At 67.3% G+C, this 19,975-nt stretch carries 14 protein-coding genes and 1 pseudogene; 5 read left to right on the plus strand and 10 right to left on the minus strand.

The features are described 5' to 3' along the window. Positions 1 to 130: 130 nt before the first annotated feature. Positions 131 to 955, minus strand: coding sequence for a helix-turn-helix domain-containing protein (locus tag IB243_RS03515; protein WP_192424980.1), 825 nt, complete (start codon positions 953 to 955; stop codon positions 131 to 133). Between the two features lie 116 nt (positions 956 to 1,071). Here IB243_RS03515 and IB243_RS03520 point away from each other — a divergent pair, with 116 nt between their 5' ends. Beyond that, entirely contained in the window at positions 1,072 to 1,527 is a 456-nt protein-coding gene (locus IB243_RS03520) for a nuclear transport factor 2 family protein (RefSeq protein ID WP_225584683.1), read from the plus strand. Here the strand turns inward: IB243_RS03520 and IB243_RS03525 are convergent. The 3 genes from IB243_RS03525 to IB243_RS03535 are packed head-to-tail and all read right to left on the minus strand — an operon-like array spanning position 1,524 to position 4,826. Next, positions 1,524 to 2,450: a Fe-Mn family superoxide dismutase gene (locus tag IB243_RS03525; RefSeq protein ID WP_192424982.1), complete on the minus strand. Its 927-nt coding sequence runs from the start codon at positions 2,448 to 2,450 to the stop codon at positions 1,524 to 1,526. The two genes, IB243_RS03520 and IB243_RS03525, sit on opposite strands and share 4 nt — an antisense overlap. A gap of 37 nt (positions 2,451 to 2,487) precedes the next feature. Continuing rightward, positions 2,488 to 3,861: a chromate efflux transporter gene (gene chrA, locus IB243_RS03530; protein WP_192424983.1), complete on the minus strand. Its 1,374-nt coding sequence runs from the start codon at positions 3,859 to 3,861 to the stop codon at positions 2,488 to 2,490. Beyond that, positions 3,858 to 4,826, minus strand: a complete 969-nt coding sequence (locus tag IB243_RS03535) for a chromate resistance protein ChrB domain-containing protein (protein ID WP_192424985.1) — start codon at positions 4,824 to 4,826, stop codon at positions 3,858 to 3,860. Before IB243_RS03535 ends, chrA begins: the two co-directional genes overlap by 4 nt. Before the next feature lie 271 nt (positions 4,827 to 5,097). Between IB243_RS03535 and IB243_RS03540 the strand changes: the two genes are divergently transcribed. After that, entirely contained in the window at positions 5,098 to 7,032 is a 1,935-nt protein-coding gene (locus IB243_RS03540; protein ID WP_255509268.1) for a propionate--CoA ligase, read from the plus strand. Between the two features lie 159 nt (positions 7,033 to 7,191). Here the strand turns inward: IB243_RS03540 and IB243_RS03545 are convergent. The 5 genes and pseudogenes from IB243_RS03545 to IB243_RS03565 form a co-directional block, all read right to left on the minus strand. Next, positions 7,192 to 7,566 (minus strand): annotated as a pseudogene (locus tag IB243_RS03545) (GNAT family N-acetyltransferase); the annotation flags it as partial. A 77-nt stretch (positions 7,567 to 7,643) separates the two neighbouring features. Then, positions 7,644 to 11,462, minus strand: coding sequence for an EAL domain-containing protein (locus IB243_RS03550; protein WP_192424989.1), 3,819 nt, complete (start codon positions 11,460 to 11,462; stop codon positions 7,644 to 7,646). Positions 11,463 to 11,619: 157 nt separating this feature from the next. Beyond that, complete coding sequence (locus IB243_RS03555) at positions 11,620 to 12,546, minus strand: DMT family transporter (RefSeq protein WP_057224378.1); 927 nt, start codon at positions 12,544 to 12,546, stop codon at positions 11,620 to 11,622. After that, positions 12,543 to 13,091 (minus strand): methylated-DNA--[protein]-cysteine S-methyltransferase, encoded by a 549-nt coding sequence (locus IB243_RS03560; RefSeq protein ID WP_192424991.1) that lies wholly within the window; start codon positions 13,089 to 13,091, stop codon positions 12,543 to 12,545. Before IB243_RS03560 ends, IB243_RS03555 begins: the two co-directional genes overlap by 4 nt. A 78-nt stretch (positions 13,092 to 13,169) precedes the next feature. Continuing rightward, positions 13,170 to 14,741, minus strand: a complete 1,572-nt coding sequence (locus IB243_RS03565) for a DNA-3-methyladenine glycosylase 2 family protein (protein WP_370540306.1) — start codon at positions 14,739 to 14,741, stop codon at positions 13,170 to 13,172. Positions 14,742 to 14,887: 146 nt separating this feature from the next. Between IB243_RS03565 and IB243_RS03570 the strand changes: the two genes are divergently transcribed. From IB243_RS03570 to IB243_RS03580, 3 genes are read left to right on the plus strand one after another with little or no spacing between them, the layout of a single operon-like run. Then, the gene (locus IB243_RS03570; RefSeq protein WP_192424995.1) at positions 14,888 to 16,276 is read left to right on the plus strand and encodes a phosphomannomutase/phosphoglucomutase; all 1,389 of its coding nucleotides are present in this window, start codon (positions 14,888 to 14,890) and stop codon (positions 16,274 to 16,276) included. Positions 16,277 to 16,334: 58 nt separating this feature from the next. Next, positions 16,335 to 17,111, plus strand: coding sequence for a carbon-nitrogen hydrolase family protein (locus tag IB243_RS03575; protein ID WP_192424997.1), 777 nt, complete (start codon positions 16,335 to 16,337; stop codon positions 17,109 to 17,111). 10 nt (positions 17,112 to 17,121) lie between these two features. Continuing rightward, complete coding sequence (locus IB243_RS03580) at positions 17,122 to 18,477, plus strand: 3-deoxy-D-manno-octulosonic acid transferase (RefSeq protein ID WP_192424999.1); 1,356 nt, start codon at positions 17,122 to 17,124, stop codon at positions 18,475 to 18,477. Here IB243_RS03580 and IB243_RS03585 read toward each other — a convergent pair. Then, complete coding sequence (locus IB243_RS03585) at positions 18,465 to 19,907, minus strand: efflux transporter outer membrane subunit (RefSeq protein ID WP_192425001.1); 1,443 nt, start codon at positions 19,905 to 19,907, stop codon at positions 18,465 to 18,467. The genes IB243_RS03580 and IB243_RS03585 overlap by 13 nt on opposite strands. Positions 19,908 to 19,975 lie beyond the last annotated feature (68 nt).

Raw genomic sequence — 19,975 nt, forward strand, 5'->3', positions numbered from 1 at the left:
CCGTGGCTGGCGTGGTCGCGAGCCTGCTGCAGTCTACGTATTCGCTACTGATAATTCCAGACAATAAAAAATTGCGGGTTAACCCGTAGCTCTTAACCGGGTTTTCTGCACGGAAAGTGAGATCACCCCCTTACGTGAGAGCCCGCTCCAGCGCTGCGCGGGTGGTGCTGTCCGCTGGCAGCAGGTGGTCGATGCGCAATGAGTCCAGCGTCACGTCCAGCGGTGATCCGAGGGTGGTGGTGGCGGAGATGAAGCTCAACACACCCGCCTGGGAACGCAATTGCAGCAGGAGCACGGGCGAGTCCGGTGGTGACAGCTCGGCACTGGGCTGGCCGCTGCGGTGCCGGGTTTCTTCGGGCAGCGCCTGAAGGCGGTGGGCCAGGGCAGGGTTGAATGGCGCCTCGGCGCCCGCACGCCGACGCACCGCCTGGGCAATGCGCGGGGCGTCGATGATCCAGGGCTTCAGCCCCTGCGGCCCGAGCAGAAGATCCAGCAAGTTCAAGGGCTCCGAGTCTTCGGCGGCTGGGGGCGAAAACCCGATGAGGCGCATCAGCGCAGGCACGGCGGCGTTGATTTCCAGCAGGTTCCATTGCGCGTCCAGCAGCATTGCGGGCGCGGGCTCGTGGGCCACCAGCAGGCGGTGCAAGGCCTCGCGCACCGGGGCCAGGCCTTGGGCGGACCAGTCGCTGCGGGGGTAGCGGGGCGCAAACCCTGCCGCCATCAGTGCCTGGTTGCGTTCCGCCAAAGGCACGCCCAGTGCATCCAGCAACGCCAGCAGCATGGGCTGGCTGGGCTGGGCCTTGCCGGTCTCCAGGCAACTCAGGTGGCGCTGGGACACGCCCGTGTCCATGGCCAGCGCCAACTGGCTCTGGCGCCGCCGCACGCGCAATGCCCGCAGCAGACTGCCGATGCGCGCAGGGGTGGTGTCGGAGGCTGCAGGGGCGACGGGTGACATGGACACCGATGGTGGCACAAGGTGCCGTGGGTTTTATGACCTCGGAGGTGATTGCGCGCATGACCCGGCACCGCGAGGATTCACGGCTCTTTCCACCCCAGCCCAAGGACACTGCCATGACAACCTCTCTGCCATCCCTGAACCCCGGGATTTCTCCTTCTCCAGCCCCAGCCCCAGCCACCGTGCGCACCCTGGCTGCATGGCGCCATATGTTTGCCTCGGGCGACTTCAGTGCGGTGGGGAGCCTGCTGCACCCCGAGGTGCTGCTGCATTCGCCGCTGGACGACCAACCACTGCACGGCGCGGGCGCCGTGGGTGGGGTTTTGGGCCTGGCCTTCAGCCTGTACGACCGGTTTTCCTATGGTGATTGCCTGTGGAGCGAGGACGGGCGCCAGCTGGCCCTTGCCTTTGAGGGACACATCGGGCACCACACCGTGCGGGGTGTGGACCGTCTGCAATTGGATGGGCAGGGCCGCATCACCACCCTGGAAGTGTTCGTGCGGCCGCTGCCCGCACTCGCCCACCTGGCGGCTGAGGTGCAGCGGCGCATGGCGCCGCAGACCGCGCACTAAACGGGCGGCGACACTGCCGTTTTGGGCTGCACGGGCTGGCCCGACGCGACCCAGCCGTCCAGGCCACCTTGCAGAAACCGCGCGTTGAGGCCCGCGGCGCGCAAGCGCAACGCGGTCGAGCGGCCTACTTCATGGCCATAAACGCAATACACCACGACGTCTTCGCTGGCAGATAGCTCCGGGGCCCATGTGTCGATGGCGGTAGGGTCGCGCCAGCGGGCGTTGGGGATGGCCGTGGTGGCCGCCTTGTACACACCGGCGCGGCGCACATCAATCAGTTGTGCCGCTGCTTGCGCGTCTTGAATGGACGCTTGCAGCCCTTCACTCGCGGCGTGTACCGCATGCTGGTAGCGCTCATAGATGGCGGCCCAGTGGATGTTTGCCATGAAGGCATCCACATAGGCACCCGCTGCTGCGCCGTGGTCGAGGTGGTAGGCATGCTCGTACATGTCCAGAGCGAGGATGGGCACACCTCCCGCTGCCACCTGGGTGTGGTCGGCGGCCCACTGGTTGACGAGCGTGCCCTCGCGCGGCTGGAACACCAGCAGCACCCAGCCGGAGCCGCCGCCCAGCGCCTTGCCCATGGCGACGAACTCTTCGCTCCAGCGCTCCACGCTGCCAAAGCTGGCCGCCAGGGCCAGCGCCATGCCGGGCGCCGGTGCCGCGCCCTGGCCACCCAGGCTGGCGAAGTACAGCTCGTGCAGCAGCATGGAGTTGCTGGCGATCAGCTCTTCGCGCTTGAGCCCGTTGAGTGCAAAGCCGGGGGCCGAAGCAAAGTCCACACCCGCCAGCTGCGACCGGATGGCGTTGAGCCGCGCCACCGCGCCGCCATAGTTGTTCTTGTGGTGGCTGCGCAGCAGCTTTTCAGACAGGCCGGGCAGTGTGGCCGGGTCAAAAGGAAGGGCTTGGGGGCGTGCTTGCATGGTGCGGCTCCTGGAAGTTGGATGAATAGCTGGCGGCTCAGGCAAGCCACGGTTTGATAAAAGTCACAGCCAGTCCGACGGCTGCGCACGCGCCCAGCAAAGGCAGCACACCGGTTTTGAAGCGGAACAATGCCACGCCCGCCCCCAGTGCAATCACGGCCGAGATCGCATCAAACGCCCCGCCAAAGCCCTTGGGCCACAGCAGGTGGTAGGCAAAAAACAGTGCCAGGTTGAGGATTACGCCCACCACGGCGGCGGTAATGGCCGACAGTGGCGCGGTGAAACCGAGCTTGCCGTGGGTGGCCTCCACCACCGGGCCACCCGCGAGGATGAAGATGAACGAGGGCAGGAAGGTCACAAAGGTCACCACGGCGGCAGCGGCAGCGGCGCCCGCAAATAGCGCATCTGGCCCCCACACCTGCTGCAGCCAGGCGCCCACAAAACCCACAAACGCCACCACCATGATCAGCGGGCCGGGGGTGGTCTCGCCCAGCGCCAGGCCGTCGATCATTTGGGGGCCGCTGAGCCACTGGTATTGCTCCACCGCGCCCTGGTACACATAGGGCAGCACGGCATAGGCGCCGCCAAAGGTAAGCAGCGCGGCCTTGGTGAAGAACCAGCCCATCTGCGTGAGCGTGCCCTGCCAGCCCTGCGTGGCCACCAGCGCGGCCATGGCCGCGAGCCACAGCGCCAGCCCGGCCGCGAGCACCTTGGCCAGGTGGCTGCGCGAGAAGCGCGCATGGGCGGGCGTGGGGGTGTCATCGTCGATCAAGGCCGGGCCATAGCCCTTGTGGCCGTTGGCATGGCCGCCCCCCAGGGCAAACACGGCCGGCCAGTGTTGCGCGCCAAAGTAGCCAATGAGGCCCGCCACAAGCACGATGGCAGGGAAGGGTGTGTCGAACGCAAAGATGGCCACAAAAGACGCAGCGGCAATGCCCCACATCCAGCCGTTCTTGAGCGCGCGCGTGCCAATGCGGTGCGCCGCATGCAGCACCAGCGCGGTAACGGCGGGCTTGATGCCGTAGAAGATGCCCGCCACCACCGGCACATCGCCAAACCGCAGGTACACCCACGACAGTGCGATCAGGATGAACAGCGAGGGCAACACAAACAGCGCTCCGGCCACGATGCCACCCCAGGTGCGGTGCATGAGCCAGCCGATGTAGGTGGCCAGTTGCTGCGCCTCGGGGCCCGGCAGCAGCATGCAGTAGTTGAGGGCGTGCAGAAAGCGCTTTTCGCTGATCCAGCGGCGGCGCTCCACCAGCTCGGCATGCATGATCGCGATCTGGCCCGCTGGCCCGCCAAAGCTGATGAAACCGAGCTTGAGCCAGAACAGGAAAGCCTCGCCAAAGCCGACGGGGGCGGGGCGGTCCAGGGCGGAGGTGGCGGGCGCAGAGGTGGGGGTGGTCATGGTGCGGTGCTGGGCAGCGGGGCCTGCGAGGAAGGGAGGGCGGACGGCACGGCGTACAAGGCATCGAACACCTGCGCGGCGGCCTGGGTGAGGGCGTCGTCATCGGCATGCACTTCGCGCAGGCCGGCCAGCACGGCCTCCAGCCCAGCCGCTTCGGGCACGGGCATGCCGCCCGTGTCCAGGTAGTGCACGGCGCGGGCCAGGCGCTGCAGGCGGGAGTCGGCTTCGAGCCCAAAGCTGGCAATGAGCACCTCAAAGGTCACCAGGGCACCCACGTGGGTAAACCGGGCACCGTCAAAGTCAAAGCCCAGGACATCAGCAGGCGGCGATGCCGGATCGGCCAGCCACACAAAACGCGCACCGGGGTCGATGAAGCGGCGGATCAGCCAGGCGCAGGCCAGGCGGTCCACCCAGGGCCGCGCCCGCGTGGCCCAGCGCTGGTTCTGGAACTGGGCGGCGTGAAGGCGCGCGATGCCATGGGCGGGCAGGGCGGTTGGCTCCCCGCGCGAGAAGCAGGCGTCCAGTACCTGCCGCAGGCTGGCCAGATCGGCATCGGCCTGCGCGGCGGCGCCGCTGGGGTAGTAGTCGGTGCGGTGCAAGGCCTGCAGGGCGTCGGCAATGCCACGCAGGCGGCGGCGCGCTTCGGTTTCCGTGATCTGTGCCAGCTCCGCCTGCAAGGCCGTGGCCGTGTCGCGCCACTGAGTGAAGGCCTCCGTGCGGTCGAACAACGCTTCAATCTCCTGGCGCTGTGCGCTGTCTGGCGCAGTGAGGGTCAGCAGCATGGCCGTCCCGCCGTGTTCTCGCACCTCGGTGGCAATGGGGGCCAGCAGGCCCGCGTGTTCTTCCGGCAGCAGATAGGCGCCGTCGCGCAGGGCGGCGCAGCCCAGTGCCTTGAGATTGCGCCAGATGCGCAGCCGCACGGCGTTGGGCTGCGTGGGCAGCGTCATGATGAGGGTGGACCACATGATTTGAAGTATATGCGTTGTTTATTGAAATAGTTATTTCTATTTTTGATATCGTTGTCACCAAAGAATCCTTGCATGCCGAGTGCTTCAGGGCATACAAAAGAGCGATGGGAGGGGGCGGGTCGCGTGCAAAAAGTGGCGGCGATGCCGGATGCATGCGCTTTACTGCAGCGGGCACCAGGCCGCTAAGCGCAGTGGATTCATGGCAAGTGCGAAGGCATGCGTCAGTTTGCCGCAAGCCCGTTATGAATAATTATGAATTCAAAACCTGCTGCCGTGGCAGGGCGAGAGAGATGCCGAGGAGACACCCACAATGACCGCATATGCCGACTTCTACCGCCAGTCCATCGACCAGCCAGACACTTTCTGGCGCGAGCAGGCCGGGTTGGTTGAATGGAAGACCCCGCCCCAGCAGGTGTGCGACTACAGCAACCCGCCATTTGCCAAATGGTTTGTCGGCGGCACCACCAATCTGTGCCACAACGCGGTCGACCGGCACCTGGCCACACGTGCCGGCCAAAGTGCGCTGGTGGCGATCTCCACCGAAACCGACACCGAGCGCAGCTACAGCTTTGCCGAGCTGCATGCCGAGGTGCAGCGCATGGCAGCCGTGTTGTTGTCGCTGGGGGTGAAGAAGGGCGACCGTGTGCTTATCTACATGCCCATGATTGCCGAGGCCGCCTTTGCCATGCTGGCCTGCGTGCGCATTGGGGCACTGCATTCGGTGGTGTTTGGCGGCTTTGCCTCGGGCTCGCTGGCCTCGCGCATTGAAGACGCCGAGCCGGTGGCCGTGGTCAGCGCCGATGCAGGCTCGCGCGGCGGCAAGGTGGTGCCCTACAAGCCGCTGCTGGACGAGGCTATTGCGCTCTCCAAACACAAGCCCGCCGCCGTGCTCATGACCAACCGGGGCCTGGCGCCCATGCACCTGCAACCGGGCCGCGACCACGACTGGGCGGCGCTGCGCGAGCAGCACCTGAACACCGTGGTGCCCTGTGAATGGGTCGAATCCACCCACCCCAGCTATACGCTGTACACCAGTGGCACCACTGGCAAGCCCAAGGGTGTGCAGCGCGACACAGGCGGCTACACCGTGGCGCTGGCCGCCAGCATGAAGCACATCTTTGATGCGAAAGCAGGCGACGTGTACTTCGCCACCAGCGACATCGGCTGGGTGGTGGGGCACAGCTACATCGTCTACGGCCCGCTGATTGCGGGCATGACCACCATCATGTACGAGGGCCTGCCCACGCGGCCCGACGCGGGCGTGTGGTGGAGCGTTGTCGAGAAGTACCAGGTCACCCACATGTTCTCGGCGCCCACGGCGGTGCGGGTGCTCAAGAAGCAGGACCCGAGCTGGCTCAAGAAATACAACGTTTCCACCCTCAAGGCCCTGTGGCTGGCGGGCGAGCCGCTGGACGAGCCCACGGCGCAGTGGATCAGCGATGCGCTTGGCGTTCCCATCATCGACAACTACTGGCAGACCGAAACCGGCTGGCCCATCCTGACGCTGGCCAACGGCGTAGAGCAGCAAACCACGCGCTTCGGCAGCCCCGGCAAGGCCATGTACGGCTACCACGTCAAATTGATCGACGAGAGCAACGGCGAAGAACTGACCGGTGCCAACCAGAAAGGCGTGGTCGGCATCGAAGGCCCGCTGCCCCCCGGCTGCATGCAAACCGTGTGGCGCGACGATGCGCGGTTTGTGAACACCTACTGGAAGAGCATCCCCGGCCGCCTGATCTACAGCACCTTTGACTGGGGCATCCGCGATGCCGACGGCTACCACTTCATTCTGGGCCGCACCGACGACGTGATCAACGTGGCCGGCCACCGCCTGGGTACGCGGGAGATCGAGGAAAGCATTGCCTCCCACCCCAACATCGCCGAAGTGGCCGTGGTGGGCGTGGCCGACAGCCTCAAAGGCCAGGTGGCCATGGCGTTTGCCGTGGCGCGCGATGCCTCGGGCCTGACCCATGAGGCTGCACGCCTCAAGCTCGAAGGCGAGGTGATGAAACAGGTGGACCAGCAGCTCGGCGCCGTGGCCCGCCCGTCGCGCGTGTATTTTGTCTCTGTGCTGCCCAAGACCCGCAGCGGAAAGCTGCTGCGCCGCGCGCTGCAGGCCGTGGCCGAGCGGCGCGATCCCGGCGATCTGACGACGATGGAAGACCCGGCGGCCCTGCAGCAGGTGAAGGATCTGGTGGGGTAACCGGAGCCCATGGGCAGGACCTGCCAGTGCCCTGCGGATTGCGGGGCGAAGCGGGAACAGCGACGGGCTAAGTTGCCGGTTTGGCGACAAAAGCCTGTTTGCCGTGCGGTCAAACCCGGCCTTTTCGTAAAACCGCAGCGTGCTTTCGTCTTTTCGGCCGGTCATCAGCATCACCTTGTAGCAACACCGCTGCCAGGCCTGCCCGAGCGCATGTGTCAGGATCGCGTGCCCCCAACCTTGGCCACGGTGTGACGCATGCGTGACCACGTTTTCGATGACACCGTAGGGTCGGCAGGCGCGTGTGAGATTTGGAATGACGGTGAGAGTGCAGGTGGAAACCAGCGCACCGTCCACGTAGGCCCCAAAGTATTGAATACGCGGATTCGCAAGCGCCTCCGCCCACACGGCTTCGACTTCATGCACCGGAGGTAGCGGGTCATCGTGTTCGTGCAGATGCTGGTACAGGGTGAGCAGCTGCGTCAGTTCGTGGGCATGCAGTTCACGAATGCTCATGGGGGTCCCTCGGCGGTGCATGAAAATCTGGAGCGGTATTAAAAAGATAGCTGCTAACGCTTTATGGATAAGCGGTAGAGCCTGTTTTAAATCAAAATTTACACCGGCCGCTGCCGCTGCCACCCCACCGGCGGCTGCCACCTTGGTATCCAGCCAATGAACTCTTCCAGCGGCATGGGCCGGGCAATGCAATAGCCCTGGGCCTGCATGCAGCCAAGCTGCAGCAGCATCTGCCCTTGCTCCACGGTCTCCACCCCCTCGGCGATCACGCGGTAGCCGAAGGAGCGGGCCAGGCCGATCACGCCCTGCACGATGGCCAGGTCGCCGGGGTCGCCCATCATGCCGTGCACAAAACTCTGGTCGATCTTGAGCGTGTCCATGGGCAGGCGGCGCAGGTAGGTCAGCGACGAGTAGCCGGTGCCAAAGTCGTCCAGCGACACCACCACCCCCAGCGCACGCAGCGCCGTCAGGGTTTGCGCCACGGCGGTCAGGTCATAGAGCGCAGCGCTTTCGGTGATCTCGATCTCCACCAAGTGGCCGGGCACGCTGGGGTGGCGCGCGATGCACTGGGCCATCCAGTCGGCAAAGTCGGGGTTCTGCAGGTGCTGGGCGGCGATGTTGACGCTCAGCGGCAGGGGTAACCCATACGCCTGCAACTGCTCCAGGACAGTGAGGGCGGCCTCGATCACCCATTCGCCAAAGTCGATCTCCAACTCGGTGCCTTCCAGCAGCGGCAGGAACTCGCCCGGTGACACCAGGCCGCGCTCGGGGTGCTGCCAGCGGGTCAGCGCTTCGGCGCCCACCACGGCGCCGCTGCGCATGTCCACCTTGGGTTGCAGGTACAGGGTGAACTGCGCAGCCGCCAGTGCATCGCGCAGGTGGCGGCCTTGCTCGCGCAGCAGCTGCAAAGCGCGTTCCTGCGCAGCGTCGAACTGGTGAAAACGGTTGCGCCCAGCCTGCTTGGCGGCATACATGGCCTGGTCGGCGTGGCGCAGCAGGGCGTCGGCGTCGGCTTCGTCCTGCGGGAACACCGTAAAACCGATGCTGGCGGTGACCACCACACGTTCGGTGTCCAGCGTGTAAGGCGCCGAGATGCTTTCCATCACCCGGTGCAGCATGCGCTCGCAGCCGTCCACGGATTCCAGCTCGGGCATGAGGATCACGAACTCGTCTCCGCCCAGGCGCGCCACCGTGTCCATGGGACGTAGCGCACGCGTCAAGCGGCCCGCCACCACCACCAGCAGGCGATCGCCCGCCCCGTGGCCCAGGCGGTCGTTCACGGGCTTAAAGCCATCCAGGTCCAGGTAGGCCACGCCCAGCTGCCGGCCGCTCTGGCGGGCCTGGTCCATGCATTCCTGCAGCTTGCGGGCCAGCAGCACACGGTTGGGCAGGCCGGTGAGCGCATCGAACAGGGCCAGCCGCTGCAGCAGCACCTCTTGCTCGCGCTGGGGCGTCACGTCAATGGCCACCCCCAGCATGCGGGCGGGGCGGCCCGCCTCGTCAAAGCCCACGATCTTGCCCAGATTGCGCAGCCACCGCGCGGGGTCGCCCGCCTGGTTCACGCGCAAGGTGGCGTCAAACGGGGTGCCCGGGTGGGCGATGTGGCGGGCCAGTTCGCTGGTGATGCGGTCGATGTCGTCGGGCGCAATGCCTGCCGTCCATTGCATGGGTGCCAGCGGGGTGCGCGGCGTGTCCAGGCCCCGCATGGCGCGCCAGCGGCTGTCGCCGGTGACGGTGCCGGTCTGCAGGTTCCAGTCCCACAGGCCCAGCGATGCGGCCGAGATGGTGAGTGAGAGCAGTTCCTCGCGCTCGCGCACCTGCTCTTCGTTGCGTTTGCGGTCGGTGATGTCGTGCACCGAGAACAGCCAGCATGGCTCACCGTCGAATTCGGTGGCGCGCATGGATTGCAGCACCGTGCGGGGTGGGCCGCCGCGCACGTTCAAGGTGATTTCGTAGCTGCTCAGGTGCCCCGTGCCACCCTCGGCCTCCAGCAGGCGCGCGCGGTCGACCTCGGTGAAGATGCCCAGCTCGATGGCGGTGTTGCCGATCGCCTCTTCGCGCGAGATGCCCAGCATCTCCACCCAGGCTGGGTTGATGTCCACATAGCGCCCGTCACTGCGGTGCGACAGGCCCATGGGGTAGGGCATGAGGTGGAAGATGCGCGAGAAGCGCTCTTCGGACTGGCGCAGGCGCTGTTCGGCGCGTTTGGCCTCGTCGATGTCCTGCATCACGCCGCGCACCCGGGTGACCCTGCCGTTTTCGACCACGGGCTCGCCGCGCGCGCGCACCCAGACCAGGCGGCCGTCGGTGTGCTGCACCTCCATCTCCATGCTCCACTCGGAGCGTTCCAAAATGCTCTGGCGAAAGCGCTCGCGCAGTGGCTCACGGTAGGCGGGGGCCACATGGCGGTCGATGTAGTCGCTGGGCAGCGGCGATCCGGGGGGCAGGCCATGGATGTCAAAACACACGTCCGACCAGTAGACCAGGCCCTTGCCGCGCTCGTCCTCCCAGGCCCCCAGCCGGGCCAGCCGGCCAGCCTGCTGCAGCAGGCCGTTGAGGGCACGCAGCTCGTCGCTGGCGCGGTGGGCTTCGGTCATGTCGTGGAAAACGAAAACAAAACAGTTCTCGCCATCCACAAGCACGGAGCGTGCCGACATCAACCCCGGGATGCGGCCACCTGCGCGCTGCGCCACCAGGGGCAGCCGGTCCACCTTGCCATCGCGGCGGAAGGTTTCCACCAGCCGCTTGCGCTCCTGCTCGGAGGCCCAGATGTTCAGCTCGGTGGAGGTACGGCCGATCACCTCTTCCCGCGGGCGGCCCAGCACCTCGCAGAACGCGGGGTTCACGTCGATGTAGCGGCCGTCCGAGATGCGGGAGATGCCTGCAGGATCGGGCAGCGTCTGGTAGAAGGTCGTGTACTTGGCCTCGGACGAGCGCAACGCGTCCTCGGCCGCCCGGTGGGCGGTGATGTCCACGTCCATGCCGATGAGGGCCGCCGGGCGGCCCTGCGCGTCGCGCCGCGCCACCGTGCCACGCGACATGAGCCATCGCCACTGGCCCTCGGTGTCCATCACCCGGAACTCGGCTTCGTAGTTGTCTTCCAGCCCGTCCATGGCCCGCGCCAGCTTGGGGGCATTGCGTTCGGCATCCTGCGGGTGGCGCCGGGCGTACCAGCGCTGCCACAGGTCCGGTGCGGCCAGATCGGCGGCGGTGATGCCGAAGGTCTCGTAGAAGCTGCCGTGGCAGCGAAATTCGCGCCGGACGACATCCCATTCCCAGTGCCCGCCCCCCATGGAGTCCAGCACCAGCCGCAATCGCTGCTCCTGCTGCGCGAGTGTCTGCTGGATGTCGCTGCGCGAAAGCTCGGAGCGCGCCTTGCTGGCCAGCAGCAACCGGCCTACGCCCAGCATGAACACCCCGGCGCCATGGTGCCATGGCAGGTTGCGGGTCAGGTCGGGCGCGCTGCCGGCGGCCCAGAGGCAGCCGGCCACCGCCAGGGGCAGGGTCAGCGTCAGCCCGATGAGCGCGGCCCATTTGGGCACATGCAGGCGGTGCCCCACCTTGCGCCACAGCACCCCGGTGGCCACGGCCGCCGCCAGCACGGCGCTGGCGGGCACCACATCGGACACATCGGCCGACAGCGCCGCCACCAGGGCGATCAGCGCCGTGACGATGGCCGCAGGGACGCGGAAAAAAAGTGCCAGGAACGCAGCAGCTGTGGGGTACGCCACCACCCGCAGTTCGGGGGCGTTCCAGCGCAGTGCCTCAAAAGAAATCCAGGACACGAGGCCGCCTGCCAACCCCAGCAGCAGCAAGGTGCGGCGCGATGGGTGCAAGGACTCGTGCGGCGGCAGCCAGGCCAGCAACAGCAGCAGCGACATGAGCGCTGTGGCAGCCAGAAGGGTGTTGTTACCCATGGCAATGCGCCTGTGCACCCACCTGCGGTGGGGTGGCTTGAGGCCCGGGGGTACAGGGCGCGCGGCCGGGAATGTGTGTGGCAATACAGCAGCGCCGCGTGCCGTTGACGGACTTGGTCAGATGGCAAAAGCCCGATGAAAACCCCATGGGCCAAGTTTAGGGCCGTTCTGAAGCAGGCCGGGCCAGCCTGAGTGTCCTGATAAGTCCCGTTGACAACAGGGTGCCGCACACGATCACCAGGGCGCAGCCAACCATCCACGGCGTGATGCGCTCCCCCAGGAACAGTGCGCCATACAGCACGGCAAACACCGGCGCGATGAAGGTCACGGCCAGCGCCCGGCTGGGCCCGGCGCTCTCGATGAGCCGAAAATACAGGATGTAGCCAATGCCCGTGCACAGCACGGCGATGGCGACAATGGCGCCCCAGGCGTGCAGGCCGGGCATTTGCGCCGGCCAGAACCACAGCGTGGGCACGGCCAGGCCCAGCGCCGCGCCCAGCTGGCTGCCGGTGGCCGTGGCCAGCGGCGGAATGCCCGTGAGGTAGCGCCGCGCAAAGCTGGCCGACAGGCCGTAGAAGCACGATGCCAGCAGGCAGGCCGCAATGGCCCAGCCGGCGCTGTCGCTCTTGAAGCCGGTGCCCGCCGGCGCGCGCCAGGCCAGCAGCGCCACGCCCACAAAACCCAGTGCCAGGCCCACCCAGCGCAGGCGATTGATGCGGTCACCCAGCCACACCCAGGCCACCAGCGCGCCAAACAGTGGCACCGTGGCATTCAGGATGGAGGCCAGCCCGGTCTGGATGTGCATCACGGCCCAGGCAAACAGCGCAAACGGAATGGCAGAGTTGATGACCCCGGCAAACAGGATCGGCCGCCAGTGCTGGCGCAGCGCGGGCCAGTGGCCCTGGCGCAGCATGATGGGCCACAGGAACACGGTGGCCAGCGCCACGCGCAAACCCACCATGGGCAGGGGGCTGAACTCGGCAGCGCCCATTCGCATGAAAAGAAACGATGCGCCCCACAAAGCCGCCAGCAGGATGAATTCTCCGATCCAGGTCGATACAGGCTGGGTTCCCGGGCTGTTCATGCATTTCCTTTGGAGTGGCTTGCGCCGGTGGCGGTGGCGTACGCATTCTCCAGGGTCAGCAAGGCCCTTTTGCGGTCGAGGCCACCGGCGTAGCCGGTAAGGCTGCCGTCCGTGCCCACTACCCGGTGGCAGGGCACGATGACGCTGACCGGGTTGCGCCCCACGGCGGCGCCCACCGCGCGCACGGCCAGGGGACGGCCCAGCTGGCGGCTCAAGGTGCCGTAGCTGGTGGTGGCGCCACGGCCGATGGCCAGCAAGGCGCGCCACACCTCCTGCTGGAACGGCGTGCCACCCGAGAGGTCCAGCGGCAGGTCAAACCCGGCGCGTTCGCCGAGAAGGTACTGCTGAAGCTGGCGTGCTGCTTCCTGCAGCAGCGGGTGGCCTGCCGCATCAGCCCAGGCGGCGGGGCCATGAAGCTGCAGGCTGGGCTCGTGGCGCTGACCTTCAAACCAGACACCGGCCAGGCCGGTGGGCGATGCCGCCAGGCGCACGGGACCCAGCGCGGTGGAGGTGCGCATCTGTACGGTATGGGGATGGAATTGCATGGCTGAAGGAAATGGTTTTTGGATGAAATTGGCAGCCAGCGCTTGATGAATAAGCGCTAATAGCTATTAATTTGATAGTTATGAAGCTGCTGGCACTGCACCCACCAGAGTGCCTGCGGCCCAGGCGCGCAGCACCGCGTAGCTGCGCCAGGGCCGCCATGCCTGCGAGGCCTCGGCAGCGGCGCGGGACGGGTTCTTGTGCCCTTGCACGCCCAAAGCCTTGTGCAGCGCCACGTCCCCGGCCGGGAACGCATCGGGCCAGCGCAGCACGCGCATGGCGATGTACTGTGCGGTCCAGTCACCAATGCCGGGCAGGGCGCACAGCGCGGCCGTGGTGGCTGCCACGTCGGCGCCCGCATGCAGCGCCAGGCCCCCGCTGTCCACCGCGCGGGCCAGCGCCACGATGGCGGCCTGGCGCTGGCGCACGATGCCCAGCTGGCCCAGGGTGTCGCCGTCGGCCACGGCGAGCGTGGCGGCGGTGGGAAACAGCCGGTTCAGTCCGGGCCAGGGCGTGGCGATGGGCTCACCGAGCCGTTCCACCAGCCGCTGGCCCAGGGTGCGCGCAGCGGCCACGGTGATCTGCTGGCCCAGCACGGCGCGCACGGCCAGCTCGAAGCCGTCGAATGCACCGGGCACGCGCAGCCCGTCCCCGTCCGGGAAGTACGGGTGCAGCACGGCGTTGATAGCAGCGGGGTCGGCGTCCAGGTCGAGCATGGCACGCACGCGGCGGATCACGAGCGGCAGCACCGGGTACAGGCTGTCGCTGGTCTGCAGCAGCACCTGGTGGCGGGCCATGTCAAAGCGTGCGCTGAACCAGCCCGTGGTCTCGCCGGGCAGGCCGGTGTGGGCCGGACCGGAATGCTGCAGGCGCACCGTGCGCCGCAGCGTCGCCTCTTCCGGGAGCACCCATTCCACGCCATGGAATTGCCGCCGTTCAAAGAAGGCCAGCAGCGCGGTTACGTCAAAGGGTGGGCGCCAGGCCAGGCGCAAGGTGCTGGTGGGCTGCTCCCCGGCGGTGGCGCCGCTGCGTCGCAGCTGTGTGGGGTTCAGACCGTAGTGCCCCGAAAACGCCGCATTGAATCGCCGCACGCTCGCAAAACCGCTGGCCAAGGCCACCTGGGTGACGGGCATGCGAGTGTCGGTGAGCAGCTGCTTGGCGGTTAGGAGCCGGCGCGTCTGCAGGTATTGCAGGGGCGAAACGCCCAGGGCCGCCTCAAAAATACGGCGCAGGTGCCGGTCGCTCACGCCCAGGCGCTCGGCCAGCCGGGACACCGTGGCGCTGCCTTCACCACGCGCGGACGGTGCGGGCCACAGGTCGGGCGCATCCAGCAGGCGCACGGCCTGCTGCACCAGGATGCCGCTGGCGTCCTGCACCGACCACACCAGCGCCTGCGGGGCCAGTTCGGGCCGGCAGCGCAGGCAGGGGCGAAAGCCTGCGCTCTCGGCCTGGGCGGCCAGCACAAAAAAGCGGCAGTTCTCGCGCCGTGGCGTGCGCACGGCGCACACCGGGCGGCAGTAGATGCCGGTGGAGGTCACGGCGGTGAAGAAGTGCCCGTCAAAACGCGCATCGCGCGCCAGCACGGCCAGATAGCGGCCCTCGTCCAGGGGGGGGGCGGTGGCCAAAGTGGCGGGCGGGGTCGGCGGATTCATGGGCCGGATCATAGGAGCCGGGGGTGTTTTCACTGGCCGTTTTCGGACATGTGCCTGCACGCATGCCCGAAGTGGCCCAGGGGGCGCGCCTACAATGCAGCGGACTTCCAAAACCCGTCCACCCCCCTTCGCGAAAGGCCCCCTGCGTGCAGCCCACACCCGCCATTTTCAAAGCCTACGACATCCGCGGCATCGTGCCGTCCACCCTGAATGAAGAAGTGGCCCTGGGCCTGGGCCGGGCCTTTGGTACGGCAGCCCGCGCCGAAGGGCAGACCACCGTGGCGGTGGGCCGCGATGGGCGTCTGTCGGGCCCGGCCATCTCGGGTGCGCTGATCCAGGGCTTGGTGGAGGCGGGCATCGAGGTGATTGACGTGGGCCTGGTGACCACGCCGCTCTTGTACTTTGCGGCCAGCACGCTGTGCAACAGCGGTATCCAGGTCACGGGCAGCCACAACCCCAAGGACTACAACGGCTTCAAGATGGTGCTCAATGGCCGTGCCATCTATGGCGAAGAGATTCAGGCCCTGCGCAGCACCATGGAGCAGGAAACCTGGCGGCTGCTGCCCGGCGGCTCGGTGCGCCATGTGGACGTGCTGCCTGCCTACCGCGAGCGCATCGTGGGCGACGTGAAGCTGGCCCGCCCGATCAAGATCGTGGTGGACTGCGGCAACGGCATTGCCGGTGCGTCGGCGCCGGACATCTTCCGCGCCCTGGGCTGCGAGGTGATCGAGCTGTTCTCCGAGGTCGATGGCAACTTCCCCAACCACCACCCCGACCCCAGCAAGCCCGAGAACCTGCGCGACCTGATCGAGGCCCTGAAGAGCAGCGACGCCGAACTGGGCCTGGCCTTCGACGGCGACGGCGACCGCTTGGGGATAGTGACCAAGGATGGCACCAATATCTTCCCGGACCGCCAGATGATGCTGTTTGCGCAAGACGTGCTCTCGCGCGTGCCCGGCGGCGAGATCATCTTCGACGTGAAGTGCACCCAGCGCCTGGCGCCCGCCATTGCGGCCGCCGGCGGCGTGCCGGTGATGTTCAAGACCGGCCACTCACTCATCAAGGCCCGCATGAAAGAGACCAACTCCCCATTGGGCGGAGAGATGAGCGGCCACATCTTCTTCAAGGAGCGCTGGTACGGCTTTGACGATGGCACCTATGCAGGCTGCCGCCTGCTGGAAATCCTGAGCAAGAGCAGCGACCCGAGCGCCGTGCTCAACGCGCTGCCCACCAGTTTCTCCACCCCCGAGCTGAACGTGGCCTGCGCCGAGGGCGAACCGCACCGCCTCACCGCCGAGCTGCAGGCCCTGGCGGCCGATACCTTCGCCGCGCCCGCCATCATCAGCACCATCGACGGCCTGCGCGTGGACTGGCCCGACGGTTTTGGCCTGATCCGCGCCAGCAACACCACGCCGGTGCTGGTGCTGCGCTTTGAGGGCCACACCACCGAGGCCCTGGCCCGCATCGAAGCGGCCATGCTGGCCCTGCTGCACCGGGTCAAGCCTGATGCCCACGTGGGCGCCGCCAGCCACTGACGCCGTATCGTCGAATCCGCCGCGCCCATCTTCCGTTTTTGTTGTTGAACCGTCCCGCATGAAACCGTCACTGTCCACCCCCTTGCGTGTTGCCGCTGCCCAGTCGCCCTCGGCGCCGGGTGATGTGGCGCGCAACGTGCAAACGCACCTGGCCTTTGTGCGGGCGGCGGTGCACGAACGTGTGCTGGTGCTGGTGTTTCCCGAGCTGTCGCTCACGGGGTATGAACCGAAGCTGCTGGCGGCCAACGTGCTGTCGGTCGACCATCCCGCGCTGACCCCTTTGCGGCAGGCGGCCCAGCACCACGGCATCACCCTGGTGGTCGGCGCTCCGGCTGCGCCGGTGGTGGCGGGCGCCTTGCCGGCCATTGGCGCCTGGGTGCTCGGGGCCGACGGCAGTGTGGCGCTGTACCGCAAGCGCCACCTGCACCCCAGCGAGGAGCGGTTCGCCAGTGCTGGCACCGACGACGCCCAGGTGCTGTTGCTGGCCGGTGAACCCACGGCGCTGGCCGTGTGTGCCGACATCACCCACCCCGAACACGCACTGGCCGCCAGCAATGCGGGCGCTGGGCTGTACGCGGCGGGTGTGCTGATTTCCGAAAAAGCCTACGGGGCCGAATCGGCCCTGCTGCAGGGCTACGCCCGCGACCACGACATGGCGGTGCTGGCAGCCAACTACAGCGGGCCGTCCGGCGGCTATGTGAGCGCGGGCCGCAGCGCCTTCTGGGCGCCCGGTGGCCACTGCGTGGCAGCCGCGCCCGATGACAGCGCCTGCCTGGTCTGGGCTGCGCGGGGCGACAGTGGCTGGACGGGCGGCGTGGTGGAGCTGATCGGCTGATCCTTTCCGAATGAACGCTGCCCGCGCCCTGTATTCGCTGGTGACCTGGTGCGCGCAGCCCTTGCTGCGCCGCAAGCTGCGCCGCCGCGCCGTGGCCGAGCCCGGTTATGCCCATGCGGTGGGCGAGCGGTTTGGCCGGTATCCGGTGCCGATGGACAGCATGGTCTCGCACCACAGCGTCGACCCGCTGGGGCAATTTGTCTGGGTCCATGCCGTGTCGCTGGGCGAAACCCGTGCCGCCGCGATCTTGCTGACCCAGCTGCGGGAGCAGCTTCCGGGCATGCGCCTGTTGCTCACCCATGGCACGGCGACCGGACGGGCCGAGGGCGAAAAGCTGCTGCTGCCCGGCGACGTGCAGGTGTGGCAGCCCTGGGATACGCCCGGCGCCGTGGCGCGGTTTCTGCGCACCTTTCGCCCGGCCATCGGCATCCTCATGGAAACCGAGGTCTGGCCCAACCTGGTGGCAGGCTGCCAGCAGCGTGGCGTGCCGCTGGTACTGGCCAATGCGCGTTTCAACGCAAAGTCGCTGCACAAGGCCCAGCGGCTGGCCGCGCTGGCCCGGCCCGCCTATGGGGGCCTGGCCGCGGCCTGGGCGCAGACCGAGGACGACGCCACCCGCCTGCGGGCCATCGGTGCCCCGGTGCGCGGCGTGTTTGGCAACCTCAAGTTCGACGTGGTGCCCGATGCCGCCCAAATTGCCCAGGGCCGGGCCTGGCGCGCCCACACCGGGCGCCCCGTGGTCCTGCTGGCGAGCAGCCGCGAGGGCGAGGAGGCGATGTGGATCGAGAATTTCAAGCAAAAACAGGCTCTAGCGCTTGATGGAAAAGCGCCAAATGCTATCAATAGTGAAGCAAGCGGCGTGCAGTGGCTCATCGTGCCGCGCCACCCCCAGCGGTTTGACGAGGTGCAGCAGTTGCTCCTGCGCGCCGGACTCACCGTGTCGCGCCGCACCCACTGGTCGGCAGAGCCCGAGGCGGCCGACGTGTGGCTGGGCGATTCACTGGGAGAAATGGCGCTGTACTACGGCCTGGCCGATGTGGCCTTGCTGGGCGGCAGTTTTGCGCCCCTGGGCGGCCAGAACCTGATCGAGGCCGCCGCCTGTGGCTGCCCCGTGGTGCTGGGCCCCCATACCTTCAATTTTTCCGAGGCGGCCGAGCTGGCCTGTGCGGCGGGGGCCGCCCAGCGCGTGCCCGACATGGCCGCGGGCATGGCCCTGGCGGCCAGGCTGGCGACGGATGCCACGCAGCAGGCCGCCGCCAGCGGCCGCGCCACCCGTTTTGCCACGGCGCACCGGGGGGCCGCACGGGCCACGGTGCAGGCCATTTTGGGCATCGTGCAACCGGACATGCCACTTCAGGATTGGTGAGGCTGCCAGCCCCCACCGAGGGCCCTGAACACCGCCACCGCAGCACGGGCAGACTCTGTGCGTGCCTGTGCCCGCGCATCCGACACGCGCAGCAGGCTTTCGTCGGCTTGCAGGACTTCGATCCGGCTCACCACACCTTTCTGATACGCAGCAAATGAAGCGGCTCGCGCCTGGCCCAGCGAGTCAACCCCTTGGCTCAGCGCCGCCGCCTGCTCTTCGCGTTTCACGAGCGCCGAAAACGCATCCTCCACTTCTTGTGTTGCGCGCAGGGCGGCCAAGCGGTATGCGGCCAGCAGCTCGGCTTCCCGGCCTTTGGCCAACTCGATTTGTGCGTTGATGCGCCCGAAGTCAAACAATCGCCAGCGCAGGCCCAGCACGCCAGCGGACTGCGTGGCACCGCTGCTGAAAAGGTTGCCCCCGGAAAGGGAGGTCGCACTGCCGATCAAGCCACTCAACGAAAGCTTGGGGTAGTACTCGGCCATGGCGATACCGATGCGCGCGTTCGATCCCGCAAGGCGGCGCTCGGCCGCAATCAGGTCAGGCCGGCGCGTGAGCAATTCGCCCGGCGATCCGGTGCTGACAATTCGCGGAGCGGCGGGAAAGGCCCCAGCAGTCGCCAGGTCGGTCCGGTGGGTTCCGGGGTGTGAGCCCAGCATGACATCCAGGGCGTTCATGGCCGTGTCCAGCCCCGCCTCCAGCACTGGCAACGCCGCCCGGACTTGGGCAAGCGCACCTTCGGCCTGCCTGCGCTGAAGTTCGGCCGCCAGCCCTTTGCTGTGCAAGAGCGAGACCGTCGAAAACAGCTCTTGCTGGGTCTGAATCTGCCGCCTTGCGAGGTCAAGGCGCGTTTGAAGTCCTCGGATGGTGATGTAGACATCGGCCGTTTGCGCGGCCACAGCCAACCGTACCGCCACTGCGGCCGCTTCTGACGCCTGGTACTCGGCGAGTGCGGCTTCGCGCCCACGGCGCAGGCCTCCGAACAAGTCCAGCTCCCAGCTGGCGCCACCGTTCATTTCGTAAGCGCTGCCATGGCGGTTGAAATCGGGCGTGGAATCCAAGACTTGTCCAAGAGGTGTCTCCGCGGATTGGTATGCCTTGGCGGCCTGGCCGCTGGCGTAGCCGGAGGGTAGCAGCGCAGCATTCGCGACCCCCAGCCCTGCACGCGCCTGTGTGACGCGGGCGAACGCCTGCGCGACATCAAGGTTCTGATCGAGCGCCAGTGACACAAACCGGCTCAGCTGCGCATCACCGAAGCCATCCCACCAGACGGCAAGATCCACCGTGCCAGCCGCAGCCCGTTGCTCGACGGTCGTCTGGCCAGGGTACCGTTCCGGCGCGTGCCAGTGAGGGCGCGCGTAGTTCGGGCCCACCGCGCAACCGGCCAAAAGGCAGGCAGCAGTGAGTGCGGCGAGGGTGTGTTTGGTTGGCATGGCAGTTTCCAAGTGTGAATTTGTGACCATAATACCAAATGGTCACTGGTTGTTCATTGAGGAAACTA

The organism is Acidovorax sp. ACV01, from assembly GCF_014851495.1.
Lineage (GTDB): Bacteria > Pseudomonadota > Gammaproteobacteria > Burkholderiales > Burkholderiaceae_C > Acidovorax > Acidovorax radicis.